The organism is Streptomyces sp. XH2 (assembly GCF_049725035.1).
Lineage (GTDB): Bacteria > Actinomycetota > Actinomycetes > Streptomycetales > Streptomycetaceae > Streptomyces > Streptomyces roseoverticillatus.
Map to the genome: position 1 here is coordinate 313,844 of NZ_JBMMMZ010000003.1, position 20,979 is coordinate 334,822.

Here is a 20,979-nt window from a genome sequence, read left to right on the forward strand (position 1 = left end):
ACACAAAGGACACCGTCCTCCGCGATACCGGCGCATTGCCATACGCTGTCATGCACCATGTACCACTCGTCCGGGCCGTCAAGAGGTGCGGTCAGGAAGCCGCAGTCCAGGCAAGGGAACTCGTCCCGCTCGGGGCGACGGCGGCGCCACATGCCCTTACCCGCATGGTGAATACGGGCCATCTTCTTGAGGCCGCCGGACCGCTGCCTCAGGAGACCTACGCCGAGGCGCGGCGCTCCACCTTTCCCTTTTTGATGCAAGAGGTGCACACCTTCATGCGGACAGGCGTGCCGTCCTTGACGGCCCGCACCGACTGGATGTTCGGATTGAATCGGCGACTCGACCGCCCCTTCACGTGCCGAACCTGGGCACGGAGCCCGGCGCGTGCCACACGCTTTCCGAAGCTCGGCTGCTTTCCGCATACATCACATCGACTGGACATTGCATCTCCCGGTCTGCGGCGCATTTGATCACCGCTCGTTCCTTTGCTGGTCACGTGCTTCGCTGAACGAGTCCGACGGCTGCGCCACAGTGCGCAGATCAACGTGTGTGCCCGCCGGTTTTCCTGCCGATAGCGTGCTGACCAGCTCGTGCAAGGGTGTCAGGCGTGTCCGTGGTTACCCGTGGCAATTCCTGAATCCAGGGCGAACTGCATTGCTTTCCGTGCAGATTGCACTTCTGTCGGGGCGCCGTACGGCGTTGCACGACGCCCCGACCCGCAGACCCGCCGTGGGCGTCAGATCCAGCCCCGGGCGGAAGCCGTACGTATCGTCTCGATGCGGTTGCGGGTTCCGACCTTGCGGTTGATCGCGGCCAGGTTGTTGCGGACCGTGCCTGGCGAGAGGTGCAGGACCTCGGCGATTTCTGCGGGGGTGTGCCCCTGCGCGGCCAGGCGGAGGATGCCGATGTCGCGTCGGCTGAGCGGGTTGTCGGGGGCGTGCAGGGCATCGGTGACGAGTTGCGGGTCCAGGATCCGGTCGCCGCGGGCCACCTTGCGGACCGCCTCCGCCAGCTCTTTGACCGACAAGCCTTTGCCCAGGACCCCGTCCACCCCAGTGCTGAGGGCAGCCCTGAGGGAGGCGGCCCGCTCCGGCGCGGTCACGATGATGACGCGGCAGCAGGGCAGGGCGGCCTTGAGCTGTGCTGCGACCGTGACCCCGTCCAGTCCCGGGAGGTCGGCGTCCAGCAGCGCGACGTCCGGGCGGGTGCGCAGTGCGCTCGGCACCACTGCATCGCCCCGCGGTGCCTGCGAGACCACGCGCACGCCGGGTTCGGACGACAGTACGGCGGACAGCGCTTCGCGCGGCAATCGCAGGCCGTCGGCGATCAGCACTCGGATCATGGCGGTGGTTGTTCCTCTTCGAAAGACCTGTCGGCCGGTAGGGCATGGCGGCCAACCAGCCCGGTCCGGAGCGGAGTTCAGCTTGCGGGGCAGCGCTTGGGCAGCAGGAGCATGAGGGCCCACATCGCCAGCAGGGCGCCGATGACGTACCAAATCGTTCCGGTGAATGCTGCGGTGACCGCGGTTCCCCGGCTGCCCGCCGGGGAGTGGGCGAAGAACACCACGGTGGTCAGTGCCGTACCCAGAGCGATGCCGAGCTGGGTCGAGGTGTTGAAGACCCCTGATGCGGAACCGGCGTGGTCGCCGACCACCCGACTGAGCGTCATGTCGGCCAGTGCGGCACCGACCATGCCGAGGCCGAGCCCTACCAGGAGCATCGGCGCCACGGTCAGCGCCAAGGACAGACCGGTGCCCTGGTCCGCGATGATCCACGCATAGCCACCCAGCGAGGCGGCGGCCAGCAGGGCCCCGGCCTGCGGGGCCCTGCGGCCCAGGCGAGCGGCTAGGCTCATCACCAGCCAGGCACCGCCCATTTCGCCGAGGGAGGCCGCCACGAAGCCCAGGGCCGCCTGCCCGGGGGCCAGGGCGAGGCCGTCCTGCATGAACAAGGTCCAGGTCAGGAAGAACACGCCGGACAGCAACCCGAAGACGAACTGCGCGGCCAGGCCGGCGCTGAAGGCCCTGTCCTTGAACAGGGCGATGACGACCAGCGGGGCGCCGCCCCGTACGGTCCTGGTCCGCTGCTGGAGCACGAAGACGGCCAGGGTCCCCAGGCCCGCTGCCGGCATGACCAAAGTCCAGACGGGCCAGTGGTGTTCGCCGCCGACAGTGAGGGGCCAGGCGATCAGCAGCAGGCCCAGGCCGGACAGCGCCACGCCCACGACGTCCAGACGCGGGGCGTCGCGGTCCCGGGACTCGGGGAGGTGGCGTAGTCCGAGGAGCACGGCCGCCAGGCCGATGGGCAGGTTGATCAGGAAGATCGGACGCCATCCGAGGCCGAAGAGGTCAGCGCCGGTGACGACGCCTCCGAGGACCGGTCCGGCGACGCTGCCCAGCGACATGATGGTGCCGTACAGGCTGAACGCCTTGGCCCGGGATCCCTCGTCGAAGGTGACGTGCAAGGTCGCCAGGACCTGCGGGATCATGACCGCCGCGGCACCACCTTGGACGACGCGGGCGGTGATCAGCAGGCCCGGGGTGCCGGCGAGACCGCAGAGCAGCGACGCCGCGGTGAAGACACCGGTTCCGAGCAGGAAGACCCGCTTGCGGCCGTAGAGATCACCGAGACGGCCGCCGGTGATCAGCCCGAGGGCGAAGGTCAGGGCGTAGGCGGCGTGGATCCACTGCACGGCAGCGGCGGAGGCGCCGGTGTCGCCCTGGATGGAAGGCAAGGCCGTGTAGACGACGGAGCCGTCGAGGGCGTTCATCAGCTCGGCGACCAGGACGACGACGAGCGTGATGGTGCGGCCGCGGGATGTGCGGCTCTCGGGGGAGGCGGAGAGGAGCGGGGAATGGTCGGTGTCGGCGGACACGGAGCAGTTCCTGTTCTGGGGGCGGAATGGGAAGAGGGCAGGCCAGGCGTGCCCGTCCCGCTCACTGCGGCGACAGGAAGAAATGGGTACGACGACGCCCAGGCCGATGGGTACGCCGCTGCTGAGGCGACCGCGCGCTGCCGGGGAAGGGCAGGGGGTCAAGCCTCGGGGCAAGCGGCTGTCAGGCCTGGGAGATAAGTCATCACCTCGTGACATGTGCGGCTGGAGCACGTGGCTCCACGGCACCGATCACGCTACTCACGTGGCCGCAGAAGTCGCAATGCATTTGTCTGCCCGCCGGCCGGAGCGGAGGACCGGCACGGCTCTCTCTGCCCGGTGCACGCCCCAGGGTCCGTGCTGTCTATGCGGCCGGCCGCAGCTGCCCGGCCGCCCGCCCGTCCGGAGGCGGTGTGGGAGGTCAGGCGGTTCGCGAGCAGTCCAGGCCGCCACCACTGGATCCCGTACGCCGTGCGCGCGAGTGTGTCCAGCAGGCTCCACTCCGGCAGCCGGCGCAGGATCTCCGCCCCCCAGGTTCAGGTCCGAGGGCGGGACTGCAACCGAAACTGCAACCACGAAACGACGAAGGTCCCGGCCGCTGAGCGGTCGGGACCTTCGTTTGCCCTGCTGGGCGAGTGCGGAGGATACGAGATTCGAACTCGTGAGGGGTTGCCCCCAACACGCTTTCCAAGCGTGCGCCCTAGGCCTCTAGGCGAATCCTCCGCCGCAAACAATACAAGACGCGGAGGGGTGCTCGCGAACACGTGGTCGCGGGGGACGTCCGGAGGGGTCGGGGGTGGCTGAGCACCCCGGGCGATCCGCTAGGCTTGGGGGCAAGCCCCTCACGTGGCGCTATCTGACTGAACTCCCCCAGGGCCGGAAGGCAGCAAGGGTAGGTCGGCTCTGGCGGGTACGTGGGGGGCCCTTGCGTTCCCGGGGTGTTTCCGGGCGCGAGAGCGGTCCCGGGCCGGGTCGCGGGGGGCCTGTGGATGTGAGCGAGGCCACTTGTCAGCGGGGCCCGATATCGTCGTAGGTGTGTCGTCCCTCGCGCTCTACCGCCGCTACCGCCCCGAGTCCTTCGCCGAGGTCATCGGGCAGGAGCATGTCACCACCCCGTTGCAGCAGGCGCTGCGCAACAACAGGGTCAATCACGCGTATCTGTTCAGCGGTCCCCGCGGCTGCGGCAAGACGACGAGCGCGCGCATCCTCGCCCGCTGTCTGAACTGCGAGCAGGGGCCGACGCCCACCCCGTGCGGCGAGTGCCAGTCGTGTCAGGACCTCGCGCGCAACGGGCGCGGTTCGATCGACGTCATCGAGATCGACGCCGCCTCCCACGGTGGCGTGGACGACGCCCGTGAGCTGCGGGAAAAGGCCTTCTTCGGGCCCGCCTCCAGCCGCTACAAGATCTACATCATCGACGAGGCCCACATGGTCACCTCGGCGGGCTTCAACGCCCTGCTGAAGGTGGTCGAGGAGCCGCCGGAGCACCTCAAGTTCATCTTCGCGACCACGGAGCCCGAGAAGGTCATCGGGACCATCCGGTCGCGTACGCACCACTACCCCTTCCGCCTCGTCCCCCCGGGCACGCTGCGTGAGTATCTGGGCGAGGTGTGCGAGCGCGAGGCCATCCCCGTGGAGGACGGGGTGCTGCCGCTGGTCGTGCGGGCGGGCGCCGGTTCCGTGCGTGACTCGATGTCCGTCATGGACCAGCTCCTCGCCGGCGCCGCCGAGGACGGTGTGACATACGCCATGGCGACGTCCCTCCTCGGTTACACGGACGGCTCGCTGCTCGACGCCGTGGTGGACGCCTTCGCCGCGAACGACGGCGCCGCGGCCTTCGAGGTCGTCGACCGCGTCATCGAGGGCGGCAACGACCCCCGCCGCTTCGTCGCCGACCTCCTGGAGCGCCTGCGCGACCTCGTGATCCTCGCCGCCGTGCCCGACGCGGTCGAGAAGGGCCTCATCGACGCTCCCGCCGATCTCGTGGAGCGCATGCAGGCCCAGGCCGGCGTCTTCGGCCCGGGTGAGCTCAGCCGCGCCGCCGACCTGGTCAACGAAGGCCTCACGGAGATGCGGGGCGCGACCTCGCCGCGGCTGCAGCTGGAGCTGATCTGCGCGCGCGTCCTGCTGCCCGCCGCCTACGACGACGAGCGGTCCGTACGGGCCCGGCTCGAAAAGCTGGAGCGGGGCGCGGCCGCGCTCGTCACCGCTCCGATGGTTCCCGCCACGGGTTACGTGCCCGGGCCCGGCGCCCACGCCCCTGACCAGGCCTACGCGCCGCCCGCCGCCGCCCCCGGGCTGTCCGGTCCGGCTGCCGCCCGCGCGGCGGTCTCCGGGGCTCCTGCGCCGGCTGCCGCCGCTCCCGTCCCGGCCGCCGCACAGGCCGTCCCGGCCGCCCCGGTGGCTCCGGCCCCCGCCGCCCCCGTCGCACCGCAGACGCCCCCCGCACCCCCCGCCCCCGCGGCCCCGGCCCCCGAAGCCCCCGCGGCCCGCCCCGCAGGCGCCTGGCCGACGGCTGCCGCGCCCGGTCAGGGCGGCGGCGGAGCCTCCCGCCCCGGCGCCTGGCCCTCCGCCGTGGCCCCCGGCCAGGGCGGCGGCCACCCGGCCCCGGCCCCCGCCGCACCGGCACCCGCCCCCGCGGCCGCACCGGCAGCCGCCGGAGCCGCAGTCGGCGCGGGCGCCCAGCCCACCCCCGTCGGCGACCCCAACCAGGTCCGCCAGATGTGGCCCGCCATCCTGGACGCGGTCAAGAACCGCCGCCGCTTCACCTGGATCGTCCTCAGCCAGAACGCCGAGGTCGTCGGCTTCGACGGCACGACCCTGCAGGTCGGCTTCGCCAACGCCGGCGCGCGCGACAGCTTCGCCAACAGCGGCAGCGAAGAGGTCCTCCGCCAGGCGATCGGCGACGCCTACCAGGGCCAGGTCCAGTGGAAGATCGAGCTCGTCGTCGGCGGTGGGGGCGGTGCCCCCGCAGGCGGCCCCACCGGCAGCTTCGGCGGCGGCTTCAGCGGTGCCGGCTACGCCCCCCAGGCCCCCGCGCACGCCGCTCCCCGAGCGGCCACGGCCCCCGCCCCGGCGGCCCCGCAGCCCCAGGCGAGCCCGCAGCACCAGTACCAGGCGCCCTCGTCCCCCACGCCTCCGCCGCCCCCGCCTGCCCAGGCGTACCGCGAGCCCGAGCCGCCGCCCGTCGCCCCCGAGGACGACATGCCCGCCGAGGACGACCCCGACCTCGACGAGACCGCCCTGACCGGCCACGACCTCATCGTCCGCGAGCTGGGCGCGACCGTCATCGAAGAGATCGCGAACGAGTAAGAACGACGACCAAGCAGCGGCCAAGCAGCGGCCAAGCAGCGACCAAGCAGCGAGCAAGCAGCGGCCAAGCAGCGAGCAAGACGGGCCGCCCGTGAGCCACCCACGGCCCGCCCGCAGGCCTACGCGGGCCGCTCCCGGGCCGACCGCCGCCGGGCCGCGACCCGCCCGACCAGCGACAACACCGCAAACCCCCTGGGTGCGCCGCATGCGCCCCGAGGCGCCCCTGTTCTTCTTCGTCCGGCATGGGGCGCCGGAGGCGGCGACCACGTAGGCTCGGGCTACCGAGACAAACGTCGTCGAAAGCCAGGAGCGAACCCGTGATTCCCGGTGGTGGCCAGCCCAACATGCAGCAGCTCCTCCAGCAGGCGCAGAAGATGCAGCAGGATCTCGCCGCGGCGCAGGAAGAGCTCGCCCGTACGCCCGTCGAGGGCACGTCGGGCGGCGGCCTGGTCAAGGCGACGGTCACCGGCGCCGGCGAGCTCCAGGCCCTGGTGATCGACCCCAAGGCCGTCGACCCCGAGGACACCGAGACCCTCGCCGATCTCATCCTCGCCGCCGTCCGCGACGCCAACGCCTCCGCCCAGCAGCTGCAGCAGCAGAAGCTCGGCCCGCTCGCCCAGGGTCTGGGCGGCGGCAGCGGCATCCCCGGCCTGCCGTTCTGACAAACGCAAAACGCACGAAGAGCAACCCCAAGAAGCAACCCCAGAAGCAAGCGGAACAAACCCAAGAAGGAGCATTCGATCCGTGTATGAAGGCGTGGTCCAGGACCTCATCGACGAGCTGGGCAGGCTGCCCGGCGTCGGTCCCAAGAGCGCGCAGCGGATCGCCTTCCACATCCTCCAGGCCGAGCCGGCCGACGTCCGCCGGCTCGCCCACGCCCTGACCGAGGTCAAGGCCAAGGTCCGCTTCTGCGCGGTCTGCGGCAATGTCGCCCAGGAGGAGCGGTGCCGGGTCTGCCAGGACCCGCGCCGCGACCCCTCGGTGATCTGCGTCGTGGAGGAGTCCAAGGACGTCGTCGCCATCGAGCGGACGAGAGAGTTCCGCGGCCGCTACCACGTCCTCGGCGGGGCCATCAGCCCCATCGAGGGCATCGGTCCCGACGATCTGCGCATCCGAGAGCTGCTCGCCCGGCTCGCGGACGGCACGGTCACCGAGCTGATTCTGGCCACCGACCCCAATCTGGAAGGTGAGGCCACCGCCACGTACCTCGCCCGCATGGTGAAGCCCATGGGGCTCAAGGTCACGCGGCTGGCCAGCGGCCTCCCCGTAGGGGGAGACCTTGAATACGCCGACGAGGTCACGCTCGGGCGTGCCTTCGAAGGGAGACGACTTCTCGATGTCTGACGCAACGCTGCATGACGCCAAGCGCGACCCCGACGACTTCGCGGTATCGGTCGCGGACTCCATCGAGAGCTTCATCGTCGCCGTCGCCGAGGTGTCGCGCGGCGATGAGCCCGACAGCGCCGTGCCCTTCCTGCTGCTGGAGATCTCCCAGCTGCTCCTCACCGGCGGCAGGCTCGGCGCGCACGAGGACTTCCTCCCCGACGAGCGGTACGAGCCCGACGTCGGCCCCGAGCCGGACGTCGACGAGCTGCGGGAGCGCTTCGCCAGGCTCCTCGACCCCGTGGACGTCTACTCCGAGGTCTTCGACCCGTACGTGCCGCGTACGGCCCCCGTCGCCTGCCGCATCTCCGACGACCTCGCCGACATCATCACCGACCTGCGGCACGGCATGGCCCACTACCGGGACGGCCGGGTCAGCGAGGCCCTGTGGTGGTGGCAGTTCTCGTACCTGTCCAACTGGGGCCCGACGGCCTCGGCCGCCCTCCGCGCCCTCCAGTCCCTGGTCGCCCACGTCCGCCTCGACCAGCCCCTGGACGAGCTCGGCGGCCTGGACACCGACTCCGTGGCGACGGAAGAGCGGCTCGCCGAGGAGGCCGGACGCGTGATGGAGGCGGAGATCGCGACCCCGCTGGGGCTGCGCGGGGTCTGACGGGCCCAACTTCGGCCATCGTTGAGAATTCGACGTCCCCGGCCGCCTTCCCCTTCGTAGCCTGCGAGTGGGCCCGGCCCGGTAGCTCCCGCCCCGGTAGCTGCCAGGCCGGTCGCTCACCAACGAGGGAAAACGAGGGGAAGAGGACATGGACGTCACTCCCGGCACCGGAAACCCCGCCGACCACCCCGCCGACCACCCCGCACTCTCCGCCCAGCTGGGCGAAGTCGCCTTCGGCTTCTTCTACGCCTCCGCACTGCGCGCCGTCGCCGTCCACCGCGTCGCCGACCACCTCGCCGACGGCCCGCTGCAGAGCGACGAGCTCGCCCGCCGCGCGGGCCTCCACGGCCCCACCCTCCGCCGCGTGCTGCGCCTGCTCGCCACGCGCGGCATCTTCCAGGAGGACGAGAAGGGCGCCTTCGGCCTCACCCCGGCCGCCGAGCTGCTCCGTACGGACGTGCCCGCCTCGGCGCACACGGGAATGGTGTGGCTCACCGACGAGATCTTCCAGCGATCAGCAGCGGGCCTGGAAGACACCCTCCGTACGGGCATCACGCCGTTCGACACGGCATACGGCATGCCCTTCTTCGACTACCTGCTGACGGACGCCGGCGCTCAGCAGCTCTTCGACACGGGCATGGCGAACATGTCCGGCCCGGAAGACGAACTCATCGCCGACGCGTACGAGTTCCCCGCCACCGGCACGATCGTGGACGTCGGCGGCGGCCGCGGCGGCCTGGTCCGGGCCGTGCTCAGCCGAAATCCCGGGCTGTCGGGCGTGCTGTTCGACCAGGAACAGACGGTGGCCGAGCACCTCTTGGACGAGGGCCCGAGCGCCAAGGAGATCGCCGGCCGTTGGCGGACGGACAGCGGCAGCTTCTTCGAATCCGTGACACCCGGCGGCGACATCTACGTCCTGAAGCACATCCTGCACGACTGGAAGGACGAGGACTGCCTGCGCATCCTGCGCGCCGTCCGCACGGCGATCCCCGCCGGCGGCAGGCTGCTGGCCGTCGACGCGATCCTTCCGCCAGGAAACGAGCCGCACACCGCCAAGGTGCTGGACATCATCATGCTGACCGTCGTGACGGGCCGCGAGCGTACGGAGCAGGAGTTCCGCGACCTGCTCGGCCACGCGGGCTTCAGGGTGGACCGGATCATCTCCACCCCCAACTTCGCCTCGATCATCGAGGCGATTCCGGTCTAACCCCGCCAACCCTGACGCGGCGATAACGTTCCCCCGCACGCGCACGCTCGTGCGGGGGAACGTTGGCCGTTCTGGCTCGTATCCGGCTGGCCGGTCCTAGCCTCTGGCGCAACCATGTCGGTACGGACCGTGAGGTGAACGGCGACGATGCTGCGCAATTCCCGACCCCCCATTGCATGGCGGTACTGCGGCGGCCAGATCAAGATGTGGCGAGGACAAGCGGACGTCACACGCGAGGAGTTGGCGGCAGAGGCCAACTACGACGTCGAGACCGTGAAGTCGATGGAGCAGGGCAGGCGGCGGCCCACGCAGAGACTGCTGATGGTGGCGGACCAGATGTGCGGCGCGAAGGGGATGCTGATCGCGGCGGAGGAGTACCTGCTGCCGGAGAGGGACCTGACGCGCGTACCGGAGTACCTGGCGGCCGAAGCCGAGGCGGTGGCGGTCCACAGCTTCGAGCTCGTGCTCATCCCGGGTTTGCTGCAGACCGAGGAGTACGCGCGAGCGCTCATGGAAGCGCACATGCCCCTTAACCCAGGTGACGAGATCGAGGTCGGCGTTGAGCATCGCCTGCAGCGACAAGAGCGGCTGAACGAAGAGACGGTTCTTTTCAACTTCGTCATCTACGAGGCGGCTCTCCGCACCATGGTGGGCGGGTCGGCGGTGATGAAGGGGCAGTTGCGGCGGCTCCTGCAGGCGGGGGAGCGGCGAAACGTGTTCGTCCAGATCGTGCCGGCCGGGCAGGGCTACTTCCCGGGGATGTACGGCGGATTTACGCTCCTGGAGAGCCCGGAGTGCGAGCACTTCGCCTACGTGGAATGCCACGAGGTCACCTCGCTGGACTCCGAAGCGCAGAGGGTCAGCGCAATGACGAAGCGCTTCGCCATGCTCCGTATGCAGGCTCTGAGCGAGGAAGAGTCCAGGCGGTTCATCGGTACGTTGATGGAGGAGTTGTGAGTAACAGGTTGAGATGGTTCAAGTCCAGCTACAGCCAGGGAACCGCGGATACCAACTGCGTTGAAGTGGCCACCGCGTTGGACGGGATGCAGGTCCGAGACTCGAAGCTCGGGGACGTCGGTGGTCGCCTCTCGATACCGGTCCACGCCTGGGAAGCGTTCATAACCTACGCGTCCGAGGCGGCCGCGGGCTGAGCTTCGGGCGTCGGAGGTCGAGATTCGAGCTCTTTATGCAAGGAATGGGCGGGGAGGTTGAAACCCACCCTCCCACCCATGGCGTGGTGGCGGCAGGGTTCGAACTTGCCTATACCACAAGTGACATGACTTTACGTGATCGGGTCGCGACGATCCGCTGCGGCGGTGTAGCGTGCGCAGCAACAAGCAACCCCCGCCGGTGCTGACAACACCGAACGGGGGTCTGACCATCGAGATCGAAAGCCCGATCCCATGGCTGCAGCCAACCTTAGCGCTGACGCGCCTCCGTACGCTCCCCCCATGGCCCGACCCGGCTTCGGAAAACGCTCCGCACCCGGTCAGGCGCCCCGCCGCGCGGACGACTTCGCCCACCTGCCCGCCCGTGAGGCCTCCATCGCCAGCTACCTGGACCGCCTGCCCGAGGGCGCGGCCATGGACGTGAAAACCCTGGCCAAGGAACTGGCAGCGTACGGCCAGCAGGCCATCCGCACCGCGCTCAACTACCTCGTACGGGCTGGTTACCTGTTCCGCCGCCGCGAGCCGGTGGGGGAGGGCCGTACGCAGTGGGTGTTCCGTACGTACTTCTCGCGGACGCCGCGGAACGACGCGTGGTGGAAGAGGTTTTTGAAGGGCGACGCACCGCCCGAGCAGGTTGACGCCACCCCCGAACCCGTACCCGTACCCGAACCCGTACCTGACCCCGTACCGGCGGCGCAGCCCCCGACCCGCTCCCGCGCGTACAAAACACTCGCGATGCTGGGCCGTACGGGCGATCGCCGCCTGACGCTGTCGGCGTCGGAGTGCGCGCAGTTGGAGCCGCTGGTGGCGGAATGGTTCGCGCGGGGAGCGGGGGAGGCGGACGTCGTCCGCGCCGTGTCGTCGGGCCTGCCGCCGGAAGTCCACTGCGCGGGGGCTTTCGCCCGCCGCCGCCTGATCGACAAGATCCCCCCGGAACCGGTCTACGAGCCCGCTGATCCGTACACCCCGCTTCCCCTGATGGCGGAGTGCGTTGCCTGCGGCGCCCCGGGACGCCCTGAGGCCCTCCCGGACGGCCTGTGCCGCCCCTGCCGCCCACCGTTCCTCCAGCCCGACGCCGGTGACGGGGACGTGGACCCGGCGTACGCGGAGGAAATCCACCGCCGGGCGGCCGGCATCAGGGAGTCCTTGTTCCGGCAGCGACCGGGCGATGCCCTCCGCAGACGCAAGAAGAAATGACCCCTGCCCGAGCTGCGCACGCAGGGGTCACCCCTGCTCGGTCTCGTCGGCGCGACCGTGGGCTTCAAGGACCAATTTTTTGAGTGTCCCTACCTTTTGCAGGGCTTCGGCAGATCGCTCGGGTTCCCATGCAGTCGACCGTAGGACGAGCGCTTCGCATTCGTTGAGAGCGTCCAGCGCGTTGTGCAGTTCGCTTCGTTGAAGGATCAGCATCGTCGTCAGCAGCATCAGCATGCTGACGATCCGGAACTCGTATGCGTTGTCGCGGGTACCGGCTAACAGGTGCCGGTCCAGTTTCAGGGTTCTGCGGGCGAAATCGGTTGCTGCTCTCAGCCGGCCTGCCTCGAACAGGCGGTGGGTGAAGACGCGTAGCGCTTCGGCCAGGGCGGGGGCGTATGTCACGGAACTCCTGGCGGTCAGCTGATTGAGGATGAGCAGGCCCTCATAGCGCGTGCGCAGGGACTCTTCCCTCCGTCCTGCCTCCCACAGCAGGTCGGCGAGGCGGGACAGTGCGCTGACGAGTTCGGGCATGTGTACTGGATCGCCTGCTGCCAATCGCCGCCAGACCGCGACAGCCTCCGTTGCGGGGTTCAGCCCTTCTGCGTGCCGGTCTGCCAAGAGCGAGTAACGAAGGAGGTTGTCCAGCAACAGGGCATATGCGGGCTCAAAGGTGTTCGGCCAGGATTCCGCCAGTTGCCGAAAGATCCCCGTTGCTTCTCTGGCCGTGGCCAGTGCCTCTTCCTTCTCTCCGGCTCTCGCGAGCCGGAGAGCATGGGCGGACAGGAATATGGACAGTTCGTGCATGCGTTCGACAGGTTCGTCCTCCTTCGCTTGCGGCCACACGTCGAGGGCCTTCCGGCTGACAGTCAGAGCCTCGTCCGAGCGCCCTGCGCGTGACAGATAGTCGCTCAGTTCGGAGAGTGCGTTGGCATACTCCTCCTCGTATTCGGCATAGGCATCTTGTGGCCACCTTTCCCAGATCGCGAGTGCTTCGCGCTGAGTGGCTGCCGCCTCCTCGTGCCGTCCGGCACCTGACAAGCAGGAACCGAGTCGAGTCAGCGCGAGGGCGAGCTGAGGCTCGTATTCAGCAGGGTCATCTGCGGCGAGCGGCCGCAGGATGGCCAATGCCTGTTCGGCTGCGATCACTGCATCGTCGTGGCGGCCTGCGGACAACTGTCGTTCCGCTAGGTAGAGGTACATATCGGCTCGCCCGTCCGGGTCCTCAAGGTTGGCGATCAGCTTGGGTACGAGCCGGGCAGTCAGCGCGGCGATGCGCGCGTCGTCGGTGTTCCGCGGGCGTGGAATCTGCTCTGCGGCGCGCAGTAGGACGGTGTGAGGGAGAGTCGCGAGCATCATGTCGGCCACGAAAGCGATGTCGCCTGCGGCGAGTACTAGGTCCTGCCGTGCAAGGAACAGCGGTGCGAGTTCGTCTTCGATGAGGTGGGGCCACCGCCTTGCGGCGGCGACAAGCGTGGAAACGGCCGGCCGGGTCCACCCCGGCGGCCCGCCTTCGCCGGTCAGGAGCCTTCCGACGGCACCCGTGGCCCACGGATCCGGCGTGTAGTCCTCCACCCCGTGCCCAGGCGTGGTCAGCGCGATGAAGTCCTCGGCGAGGACGTCCGGATAGAGGGGCTCCAGCACGGTTCCGGCGTGCGGGGTGGAGGACGGATACGGCACCGCATGGTCCATGAGGAGCCGGGCCGCGTCCCCGTCCGGGCACGCGTCGATCGCTGTCAGGGCCGCGCGGCTGTCCTGATACGTCACGGCACCCGTAAGAGCCGCCGTATAGACGGCTCGGCCGAGCGCGTCCGGGGGCGTCGTGACGCGGCCGTTGGCGTGGAGCGTCTGCCAGTGGTCACGTTCACGGTTCAGGAGGTAGGCGGAGAACTGGGCCGGAGTGTTCAGGCCGGTCTCCGCCTGCTCCGGGTTACGGCGTACGCGGTCGACCTCTGCCAGCGCCGCCATGTGGATGGCGAGGACCGACCGGGAGCCGGAGTCTTTGGACAGTACGACGGGCGGCGGGAAGATACCGGGTGCCCCGGGCGCCTCCAGGGCGGCAGCAAACCGCTCCCGCGCCGCCGCGAAAAGGTCCCCCGCACTCGTGATCGGGTCATCCGCCAGTGTCGGCAGCGGCAATTGGTCCGTCGCCAGGCCCATCCGGTCCAGCCGGTTGGCGAGCGGCTGCCACCACGCCCCCGCGGGCCGGGCCACCAGCAGCACCCGGGCCGGGCGGCCCTCCTGGCGTGCTGCGTCCTGCATGAGCTCCAGCAGGTCGGTGACCGGCCACCGTTCGGCGTAGTCGGCCACCATCAGTACGCCGGTTCCGGCGGCGTCCCTCCGGCACGCCGCGGACCCCACCGGCGCCGGGTCGCTCGCATGTCGCGCCTGCAGTACGTCCCAGCCCGCTTCACAGCTCAGCGTCGCGAACCGCGCCGCCAACCGCGTCTTGCCCTGCCCGCCCGGCCCGTGCAACAGCAGCACCGACACAGACGGCGCGCCGTCACGCCACTCCGCGAGCCGCGCCAGCTCGGCGGACCGCCCCGTAAAGGGGACGACTCCCTGCCGGGCCAGCAGCAGCCGCGCCGGCTGGGCCCGGGCCTCCTCGACCGTCAGCCGGGCAGGGGCCGAGGGGAAGGCGTCCACCCGGTACAGCGGGGACTCCCCGCCGGTGACGGACACATCGCCCGTCACACCCGTCACCTGCACCACGGACCCGTAGACGACCGACCCCGCGACCCACGAGCCGCGGCCGTACGTCTCCGGCCCGGCGGCCGGGCGCCGCCTCGGCCACTTCACGGGCCCTGCTCGATGTCGACATCTCCACCCGCCTCACGGACCTGGTCGACCGGCCCGCCGACCGCGCTGCCGGAAACGGTCTGGCCGTTCCCCGGGGGCGCGGCAGGGCCCGGCACGAGCGGCGTACCCGACGCCGTTCCCGGCCCACCCGTATGCCGGATCCGTACGTTCCCGCACGTGCGGTGGACCTGCGCCACCCCGCCCCCGACCGAGCTGCCGACCACCCCCTGACCGCCCGCCGCTTCCCGCCGCCCGCGGCGCAAACCGGCCACCGCGACCCACAGCCCCGCCAGTCCCACGAACAAACCCAGCACCGTGGCCCACCGCTGCGCCGCGTCCCACCCCGCCAGCGCGAAGTACACCCCGAGCCCCACCACAGCCGCCGCCGCGGCCGCCCCGCCCCACCGTGCCTGCACCTGTCCGGTCATGTACGGCATCGTCCTCGTGGCCGATAAGCGCCGCATCCGGCAAGTGTCGTTTGTGGCCGGGTCGTTACCGCTGGGCGGTGCCGGGCTTCCGCCTTGCGTGCCGAGCCGGGTGCGCGGCCCGGAAGGCGCTGTCAGTACCTTCTTGACCAGCTAGTACGTGCCCAGCTGGAGCCTGGGCGTCAGGAGGAACGGTGAGTGAAGCAACCGTCTCGCGGTTGACGGTCCGCGCTGGTGAGCGGGACCTGTGGCTCTGCTTCGAGCCGTGGGGGACAGAGCACGTCGTTGCGGCCGGGACGGCCGTGGTCGTCGAGTTCCACGGGGCCCGGAGCGTGCTGGAGATGGAGCACCGCCGCGAGGGAATCACCTTCCTCAGCAACGGCCTGCACCCGGACCTCCGGGGCGCGGACGGCTCCGACGTGCTCATCCTCAGCGATGTGATGCCCCCTGCGCCGGACGTCTGCGATGAGACGCTCCGCGGCGTCATGTCCATCCTCCCGCCGGCCCGCCCTGCCGCTGGAACCGCTCCCTGATCGCTGGATCAACCGGCGCGCTCCGCATACTGTCTGCCCTGTTATGTGATCTTGAAGGACCCATATGGGTTCATGGGAGACAGCAAGGTGAACGGCATGGACGAATACCGCGTCACGGGCGTCGCCTGGCGGATCTCCGCGGCCTTCTGGGCCCTCGCCGGGCTCGCCGCCCTGTACTGGGTGACCTTCTCCATGGGCTGGAGCACCTACATCGGCTACTTCGCCGATCTGCCCGATGACGACCGGCTCCTGGCGCGCCACGCAGCGGCGGCGGTGGCGATCCTCTCGTTTCCCCTCATGCTCGGCGCAGTGGCCTTCGCCCACTGGGCCCGTACATGGGTCGCCGACGACGGGCTGCGGACGCGCCGTTTCCGTGGCGTTCACTTCATGCCCTGGCAGGAGATTACGGAGATCGTGATCGACCAGCACGTCTTCTGCAGCGACGGCCCGTACCACAACCTCTACATCCGGGTCCGGCTGCGGAACGGCCGGCGCCGCAAGCTGCCCGCCCTCTCCACCGAGCCGCGGATGTACGCCGTCCACGCAGACATGGTGGCGCGCTGGAAAGCGGCCACCGCGCCCACTGCGGCCACCGGCGCGCCCACCCCGGCCACCGGCGTGGCCACCGCGGCCGCCGGCACCGGCCCCGCCGCCCCGGACCACCCCGCGCCCCGTATGGTGCAGCTCACAAAGTGAGTGGCTCCGGCCGCAGAGGGCAAGAGCGATCATGAGCGGTCCGACGGCGTACCGTTCGCGATCATGACGCGGGCGACACGTCTCAGCATGCGATATCGGCATGGCTGAATCCGGCCGCTCGTTAGACTGAGCCGACCGCATTACACAGAGCTGCGAGGAGCGCACGTGGGCCTTGTCGTGCAGAAGTACGGAGGCTCCTCCGTTGCCGATGCCGAGGGCATCAAGCGGGTTGCCAAGCGAATCGTGGAAGCCAAGAAGAACGGCCACCAGGTGGTCGTCGTGGTTTCCGCGATGGGTGACACGACGGACGAGTTGATCGATCTCGCCGAGCAGGTTTCGCCGATGCCTGCCGGGCGTGAGTTCGACATGCTGCTGACCGCCGGAGAGCGGATCTCCATGGCCCTGCTGGCGATGGCGATCAAAAACCTCGGCCACGCGGCGCAGTCGTTCACCGGCAGCCAGGCCGGTGTCATCACGGACGCGGTCCACGGCAAGGCGCGCATCATCGACGTCACGCCGGGCCGCATCCAGCAGTCGGTGGACTCCGGCAACATCGCGATCGTGGCCGGCTTCCAGGGCGTGTCCCAGGACAGCAAGGACATCACGACCCTGGGCCGCGGCGGCTCCGACACCACCGCCGTCGCCCTGGCCGCCGCGCTGAACGCCGAGGTCTGCGAGATCTACACCGATGTCGACGGCGTCTTCACGGCCGACCCGCGGGTGGTGAAGAAGGCCCGCAAGATCGACTGGATCTCGTTCGAGGACATGCTGGAGCTCGCGAGCTCCGGTTCCAAGGTGCTGCTGCACCGCTGCGTCGAGTACGCACGCCGTTACAACATCCCGATCCACGTGCGCTCGTCCTTCTCGGGGCTCCAGGGCACCTGGGTCAGCAACGAACCGCGAGGGGACCAGCCGATGGAGAACGCGATCATCTCGGGCGTCGCGCACGACACCTCCGAGGCCAAGGTCACGGTCGTCGGGGTGCCGGACAAGCCGGGCGAGGCCGCGACGATCTTCCGGGCGATCGCGGACGCCGAGATCAACATCGACATGGTCGTGCAGAACGTCTCCGCGGCGTCCACCGGCCTGACCGACATCTCCTTCACCCTCCCGAAGACCGAGGGCCGCAAGGCCGTCGAGGCGCTGGAGCGGACGAAGGCGCGCGTGGGCTTCGACTCGCTGCGCTACGACGACCAGATCGCGAAGATCTCGCTGGTCGGCGCGGGGATGAAGACCAACCCGGGCGTCACGGCGACGTTCTTCGAGGCGCTGTCGAACGCCGGGGTGAACATCGAGCTGATCTCGACCTCCGAGATCCGCATCTCGGTCGTCACCCGTGCCGACGACGTGAACGAGGCCGTCCGCGCGGTGCACTCCGCCTTCGGCCTGGACAGCGAGAACGACGAGGCCGTCGTCTACGGAGGCACCGGGCGATGACCTCCGGCCCCGCGGCCCGTACCGGCACCTTCGCGGGTGCCGGGGCGGGCCGTAAGCCGGTGCTCGCCGTCGTCGGCGCCACCGGCGCCGTCGGCACGGTCATGCTGGAGATCCTTTCCACGCGGCAGGACGTGTGGGGCGAGATCCGGCTCGTCGCCTCCCCGCGCTCGGCGGGGCGCCGGCTCACCGTGCGCGGCGAGGAGACCGAGGTCGTCGCGCTGAGCGAGGAGGCGTTCGACGGCGTCGACGTCGCCATGTTCGACGTGCCGGACGAGGTCTCGGCGCAGTGGGCGCCGATCGCCGCCGCCAAGGGCACGGTCGTCGTGGACAACTCCGCGGCCTTCCGGATGGACCCGGACGTGCCGCTGGTGGTGCCCGAGGTGAACGCGCACGCGGCGCGCGTACGGCCGCGCGGCATCATTGCGAGCCCGAACTGCACGACGCTGTCGATGATCGTCGCGGTGGGCGCGCTGCACGCCGAATTCGGCCTCAGCGAACTGGTCGTCTCCTCGTACCAGGCGGCTTCCGGGGCGGGCAAGGCCGGCGTCGACACGCTGCGGGCACAGCTCACCGCGGTGGCCGGCTCCTCGCTGGGGACGCAGCCCGGCGACGTGCGCCGGGCGGTCGGCGACGGGCTCGGCCCCTTCCCCGCGCCCCTCGCGCTGAACGTGGTGCCGTGGGCGGGCTCGCTCCGGGAGGACGGCTGGTCCTCCGAGGAGCTGAAGATCCGGGACGAGTCCCGCAAGATCCTGGGGCTGCCGTCGCTGCGGGTCGCGGCGACGTGCGTACGGGTCCCCGTGATCACCACGCACTCGCTGGCCGTGCACGCGCGGTTCGAGAACGAGGTCACGGTGGAGCAGGCCCACGAGATCCTGGCGAGCGCGCCGGGGGTCGTGCTCGTGGACGACCCCGCCGAGGGGGAGTTCCCCACGCCCGCCGACGCGGTGGGCACCGATCCGACGTGGGTCGGCCGGGTGCGCCGGTCCCCGGACGATCCGCGGGCGCTCGACCTCTTCGTCTGCGGAGACAATCTGCGCAAGGGAGCGGCGCTGAACACGGCTCAGGTCGCCGAATGCGTGGCGGCGGAGCTGACCACTCCCTAATCTGGAGAAGTGGTGAAGGTCTTGCAGGTCCTGTGATCAAGTCGTTGGTCCAGACCTCTTGAACTGGGCAGATGAAGTGTTCGACGATGCGCTCCCCGCCCACTGCAACCGCCAGCGGGCCGGGGGGCGTCTTTGCTGCCGTCTCTCAGGGCGGTAGCAAAACCGGGGCATTGAGGAAGAGCTGGTACGCATGAGGGCATATGACGCATCGTCACGCGGCGCATCGTCAGACGCGGCGCCTCGCGTGTACAACCCTGACGGGGGGAAGCGTGTCCAACAGGCGTGGCAGAGGTCATCAGCATCGCAACCGCCCCGAGGCGCGGCGGCAGTGCACTGCGTCCGCGTTCCCACCCGTCGGGCGGCATGCCGGTGATCGCTCCCTGGCCGACCGCCCGCCCCGCCGCCCAGATCCCGCCCCAGCGGGGGGACGCTGACGAAGCAATGGCAGCGGGCACCACAGTCGACCACCTCACCGAGACCTACAGGGCCCATTACCGGTCCCTGCTCGGCCTTGCCGCGCTGCTCCTCGACGACACCGCCTCCTGCGAGGACGTGGTCCAGGAAGCGTTCATACGCGTGCACTCCGCGCGCGGCCGGGTCCGGGACCCCGAAAAGACCCTCGCCTATCTGAGGCAGACCGTCGTCAATCTGTCCCGCTCCGCGCTCCGCCGCCGGATCCTCGGGCTGAAGCTGCTCTCCAAGCCGATGCCCGACATGGCGAGCGCGGAAGAGGGTGCGTACGAACAGCTGGAGCGCGACCAATTGATCAAAGCGATGCGTGGACTGCAACGCCGCCAGCGGGAAGTCCTCGTCCTCCGCTACTTCGCCGATATGACCGAGGCCCAGGTCGCCGAGACCCTGGGCCTCTCGCTCGGCTCGGTCAAGGCGTACGGGTCGCGGGGCATTGCGGCGCTCCGCGTCGCCATGGAGGCTCCGGTATGACCCGCCCCCCATACGACGGGCCCGGCCCCGCCGACGAGCACGGCGGGGGCATGCACGACACCGGTATGCACGGCAGCGGTATGCGCGGCAGCGATGCGCACGGCAGTGATGTGCACGGAAGCGGCATGGACGAGCAGACGCTCCGGCAGCTGCTGCAGGGCGCCGTCGGGGACATCGAGCCCGCCCCCGACTCGCTGGAGCAGATCCGGCGCGCCGTGCCGGCCCGGCGCACCCGCCGCAGGCAGGCCCTCGTGGGCGCCGCGGCCGCGCTGATCCTCGGCGGCACGGCCCTGCCCGCCGTCGTCCACGTCGCCACCACCGGTGACGCGGTCGAGGACCGCCACGCCAACACGGCCAGCAGCCGTCACACCCCCGAGGAGCCGGACACCGAGCCCGACGGGGTGAGCGACGGCCCCGGGCGCCCCGACGAGGGCGAGGCCCGGAACCACGACGAGAAGCGGGAAGAGCGCAAGGAAGAGGGGAAGAAGGGCAACGAACCGAAGCCCGCCGGTTCCTCCCCCGCAGGCATCCCTCCCGCGCCCACGAACACCTTCGCCGCCGTCTCCCCGACCTGCGACCGGGACCAGCTCGGCAAGGGCAGCGGCACGGTCGGCCCGGCCGGCCGCGACGGACGCGTCTACGGCGCCTTCCGCGTGGTCAACGTCTCCCGCTCCGTCTGCACGGTGGGCGGGCCGGGGACCGTCGCGGCGAGCCCGCGGGGCAGCGCCGAGAGCGGTCGCGTCTCCGTCGTGGACCACACCCCGGGCGACGCCGCGACCGGCCTGCCCGACCCGACGAGCGAGCCCAGCGAGGTCATCCTGCAGCCCGGGCAGGCCTACGAGGTGAAGTTCGCCTGGATCCCGGCCGGCGACGGCGGGAGCAACGGCTGCGCCAAGCCCGGCGGCGGCGCCTCCCCGGCGCCTTCCGCCGGCGGCGGTGCCAGCGCCTCCCCGGCCGGCTCCTCCGCGGCGACCCAGCAGCAGCCGGTCGTGCCGGACTCGCCGCCGCCCACGCCCCCGCCGAGCATCGTCCTCAGCCACACGCCGGACGTGGGCGAGCCCGCGATCGCGGACGCCAAGATCGACGACGCGTGCGCCGGCACCGTCTACCGGACCGGCCCGATCGTCCCGGCGGGCTGAGGCGCCCGGACTGCCGCGTCCTGGTGTGCCACCTCCGGCTGCCTTCTCCAGCCACCGCCGGGGGCGTCCCCACGGCGCCCCGAGAAGCTTCCGCTTCCACCGGGCGGCGAAAACAACGCCCGCCGCAACGGCGCTGCACCGCAGCGGTGAGGGTCCGGC

At 70.4% G+C, this 20,979-nt stretch carries 19 protein-coding genes, 1 tRNA gene and 1 other RNA gene; 15 read left to right on the forward strand and 6 right to left on the reverse strand.

The window, feature by feature from the left end:
* Nucleotides 1–217 precede the first annotated feature (217 nt).
* The 4 genes from rpmB to ACOTKD_RS08470 form a co-directional block, all read right to left on the reverse strand.
* On the reverse strand, nucleotides 218–442 hold the full coding sequence (gene rpmB / locus ACOTKD_RS08455; RefSeq protein WP_424888401.1) for a 50S ribosomal protein L28: 225 nt from the start codon (nucleotides 440–442) through the stop codon (nucleotides 218–220).
* Nucleotides 443–736: 294 nt separating this feature from the next.
* Entirely contained in the window at nucleotides 737–1,342 is a 606-nt protein-coding gene (locus ACOTKD_RS08460) for a response regulator (protein ID WP_424888240.1), read from the reverse strand.
* Between the two features lie 77 nt (nucleotides 1,343–1,419).
* Nucleotides 1,420–2,874: an MFS transporter gene (locus ACOTKD_RS08465; RefSeq protein WP_424888241.1), complete on the reverse strand. Its 1,455-nt coding sequence runs from the start codon at nucleotides 2,872–2,874 to the stop codon at nucleotides 1,420–1,422.
* Between the two features lie 635 nt (nucleotides 2,875–3,509).
* A tRNA-Ser gene (locus ACOTKD_RS08470) sits at nucleotides 3,510–3,594 on the reverse strand.
* Between the two features lie 111 nt (nucleotides 3,595–3,705).
* Between ACOTKD_RS08470 and ffs the strand changes: the two genes are divergently transcribed.
* The 9 genes from ffs to ACOTKD_RS08515 all read left to right on the forward strand — a co-directional run bounded on the left by ffs (nucleotide 3,706) and on the right by ACOTKD_RS08515 (nucleotide 11,749).
* Nucleotides 3,706–3,800, forward strand: an RNA gene (gene ffs / locus ACOTKD_RS08475) — signal recognition particle sRNA small type.
* A 106-nt stretch (nucleotides 3,801–3,906) separates the two neighbouring features.
* Nucleotides 3,907–6,183 carry a DNA polymerase III subunit gamma and tau gene (locus tag ACOTKD_RS08480; RefSeq protein WP_424888243.1) on the forward strand — a complete coding sequence of 759 codons (2,277 nt, stop codon included), beginning with the start codon at nucleotides 3,907–3,909 and terminating at the stop codon, nucleotides 6,181–6,183.
* Nucleotides 6,184–6,500: 317 nt separating this feature from the next.
* On the forward strand, nucleotides 6,501–6,845 hold the full coding sequence (locus ACOTKD_RS08485; protein ID WP_106674363.1) for a YbaB/EbfC family nucleoid-associated protein: 345 nt from the start codon (nucleotides 6,501–6,503) through the stop codon (nucleotides 6,843–6,845).
* An 82-nt stretch (nucleotides 6,846–6,927) separates the two neighbouring features.
* Entirely contained in the window at nucleotides 6,928–7,527 is a 600-nt protein-coding gene (recR, locus tag ACOTKD_RS08490) for a recombination mediator RecR (protein WP_382039583.1), read from the forward strand.
* A complete protein-coding gene (locus ACOTKD_RS08495; protein WP_424888244.1) occupies nucleotides 7,520–8,176 on the forward strand; it encodes a DUF5063 domain-containing protein in 657 nt (218 codons plus the stop codon). The genes recR and ACOTKD_RS08495 overlap by 8 nt, the downstream gene beginning before the upstream one ends.
* A 148-nt stretch (nucleotides 8,177–8,324) precedes the next feature.
* Nucleotides 8,325–9,383 (forward strand): methyltransferase, encoded by a 1,059-nt coding sequence (locus ACOTKD_RS08500; RefSeq protein ID WP_424888245.1) that lies wholly within the window; start codon nucleotides 8,325–8,327, stop codon nucleotides 9,381–9,383.
* A gap of 147 nt (nucleotides 9,384–9,530) precedes the next feature.
* Entirely contained in the window at nucleotides 9,531–10,340 is an 810-nt protein-coding gene (locus ACOTKD_RS08505; RefSeq protein ID WP_424888246.1) for a helix-turn-helix domain-containing protein, read from the forward strand.
* Nucleotides 10,337–10,534, forward strand: a complete 198-nt coding sequence (locus ACOTKD_RS08510; RefSeq protein WP_424888247.1) for a DUF397 domain-containing protein — start codon at nucleotides 10,337–10,339, stop codon at nucleotides 10,532–10,534. Before ACOTKD_RS08505 ends, ACOTKD_RS08510 begins: the two co-directional genes overlap by 4 nt.
* Before the next feature lie 300 nt (nucleotides 10,535–10,834).
* Nucleotides 10,835–11,749, forward strand: a complete 915-nt coding sequence (locus ACOTKD_RS08515) for a hypothetical protein (protein WP_424888248.1) — start codon at nucleotides 10,835–10,837, stop codon at nucleotides 11,747–11,749.
* Nucleotides 11,750–11,776: 27 nt separating this feature from the next.
* Here the strand turns inward: ACOTKD_RS08515 and ACOTKD_RS08520 are convergent, their stop codons facing one another.
* Entirely contained in the window at nucleotides 11,777–14,458 is a 2,682-nt protein-coding gene (locus tag ACOTKD_RS08520; RefSeq protein ID WP_424888249.1) for a tetratricopeptide repeat protein, read from the reverse strand.
* Nucleotides 14,459–14,541: 83 nt separating this feature from the next.
* Nucleotides 14,542–14,973: a hypothetical protein gene (locus tag ACOTKD_RS08525; RefSeq protein ID WP_424888250.1), complete on the reverse strand. Its 432-nt coding sequence runs from the start codon at nucleotides 14,971–14,973 to the stop codon at nucleotides 14,542–14,544.
* A 191-nt stretch (nucleotides 14,974–15,164) separates the two neighbouring features.
* Here ACOTKD_RS08525 and ACOTKD_RS08530 point away from each other — a divergent pair, with 191 nt between their 5' ends.
* From ACOTKD_RS08530 to ACOTKD_RS08555, 6 genes are all read left to right on the forward strand, one after another.
* On the forward strand, nucleotides 15,165–15,503 hold the full coding sequence (locus ACOTKD_RS08530) for a hypothetical protein (protein WP_424888251.1): 339 nt from the start codon (nucleotides 15,165–15,167) through the stop codon (nucleotides 15,501–15,503).
* Between the two features lie 72 nt (nucleotides 15,504–15,575).
* Nucleotides 15,576–16,199 (forward strand): PH domain-containing protein, encoded by a 624-nt coding sequence (locus ACOTKD_RS08535; RefSeq protein ID WP_424888252.1) that lies wholly within the window; start codon nucleotides 15,576–15,578, stop codon nucleotides 16,197–16,199.
* 165 nt (nucleotides 16,200–16,364) lie between these two features.
* Nucleotides 16,365–17,636: an aspartate kinase gene (locus ACOTKD_RS08540; protein WP_424888253.1), complete on the forward strand. Its 1,272-nt coding sequence runs from the start codon at nucleotides 16,365–16,367 to the stop codon at nucleotides 17,634–17,636.
* On the forward strand, nucleotides 17,633–18,739 hold the full coding sequence (locus tag ACOTKD_RS08545; RefSeq protein ID WP_424888254.1) for an aspartate-semialdehyde dehydrogenase: 1,107 nt from the start codon (nucleotides 17,633–17,635) through the stop codon (nucleotides 18,737–18,739). Before ACOTKD_RS08540 ends, ACOTKD_RS08545 begins: the two co-directional genes overlap by 4 nt.
* A 363-nt stretch (nucleotides 18,740–19,102) precedes the next feature.
* The gene (locus ACOTKD_RS08550; RefSeq protein WP_424888255.1) at nucleotides 19,103–19,681 is read left to right on the forward strand and encodes a SigE family RNA polymerase sigma factor; all 579 of its coding nucleotides are present in this window, start codon (nucleotides 19,103–19,105) and stop codon (nucleotides 19,679–19,681) included.
* Nucleotides 19,678–20,820 carry a hypothetical protein gene (locus tag ACOTKD_RS08555; RefSeq protein WP_424888256.1) on the forward strand — a complete coding sequence of 381 codons (1,143 nt, stop codon included), beginning with the start codon at nucleotides 19,678–19,680 and terminating at the stop codon, nucleotides 20,818–20,820. Before ACOTKD_RS08550 ends, ACOTKD_RS08555 begins: the two co-directional genes overlap by 4 nt.
* Nucleotides 20,821–20,979 lie beyond the last annotated feature (159 nt).

What these genes read in the sequence shown, in the direction of transcription:
- rpmB (WP_424888401.1), bottom strand. Translation starts at nt 442, where the DNA reads ATGTCCAGTCGATGTGATGTATGCGGAAAGCAGCCGAGCTTCGGAAAG.
- ACOTKD_RS08460 (WP_424888240.1), bottom strand. Translation starts at nt 1,342, where the DNA reads ATGATCCGAGTGCTGATCGCCGACGGCCTGCGATTGCCGCGCGAAGCG.
- ACOTKD_RS08495 (WP_424888244.1), top strand. Translation starts at nt 7,520, where the DNA reads ATGTCTGACGCAACGCTGCATGACGCCAAGCGCGACCCCGACGACTTC.
- ACOTKD_RS08500 (WP_424888245.1), top strand. Translation starts at nt 8,325, where the DNA reads ATGGACGTCACTCCCGGCACCGGAAACCCCGCCGACCACCCCGCCGAC.
- ACOTKD_RS08505 (WP_424888246.1), top strand. Translation starts at nt 9,531, where the DNA reads ATGCTGCGCAATTCCCGACCCCCCATTGCATGGCGGTACTGCGGCGGC.
- ACOTKD_RS08515 (WP_424888248.1), top strand. Translation starts at nt 10,835, where the DNA reads ATGGCCCGACCCGGCTTCGGAAAACGCTCCGCACCCGGTCAGGCGCCC.
- ACOTKD_RS08525 (WP_424888250.1), bottom strand. Translation starts at nt 14,973, where the DNA reads ATGACCGGACAGGTGCAGGCACGGTGGGGCGGGGCGGCCGCGGCGGCG.
- ACOTKD_RS08535 (WP_424888252.1), top strand. Translation starts at nt 15,576, where the DNA reads ATGGGAGACAGCAAGGTGAACGGCATGGACGAATACCGCGTCACGGGC.
- ACOTKD_RS08545 (WP_424888254.1), top strand. Translation starts at nt 17,633, where the DNA reads ATGACCTCCGGCCCCGCGGCCCGTACCGGCACCTTCGCGGGTGCCGGG.
- ACOTKD_RS08550 (WP_424888255.1), top strand. Translation starts at nt 19,103, where the DNA reads ATGCCGGTGATCGCTCCCTGGCCGACCGCCCGCCCCGCCGCCCAGATC.
- ACOTKD_RS08555 (WP_424888256.1), top strand. Translation starts at nt 19,678, where the DNA reads ATGACCCGCCCCCCATACGACGGGCCCGGCCCCGCCGACGAGCACGGC.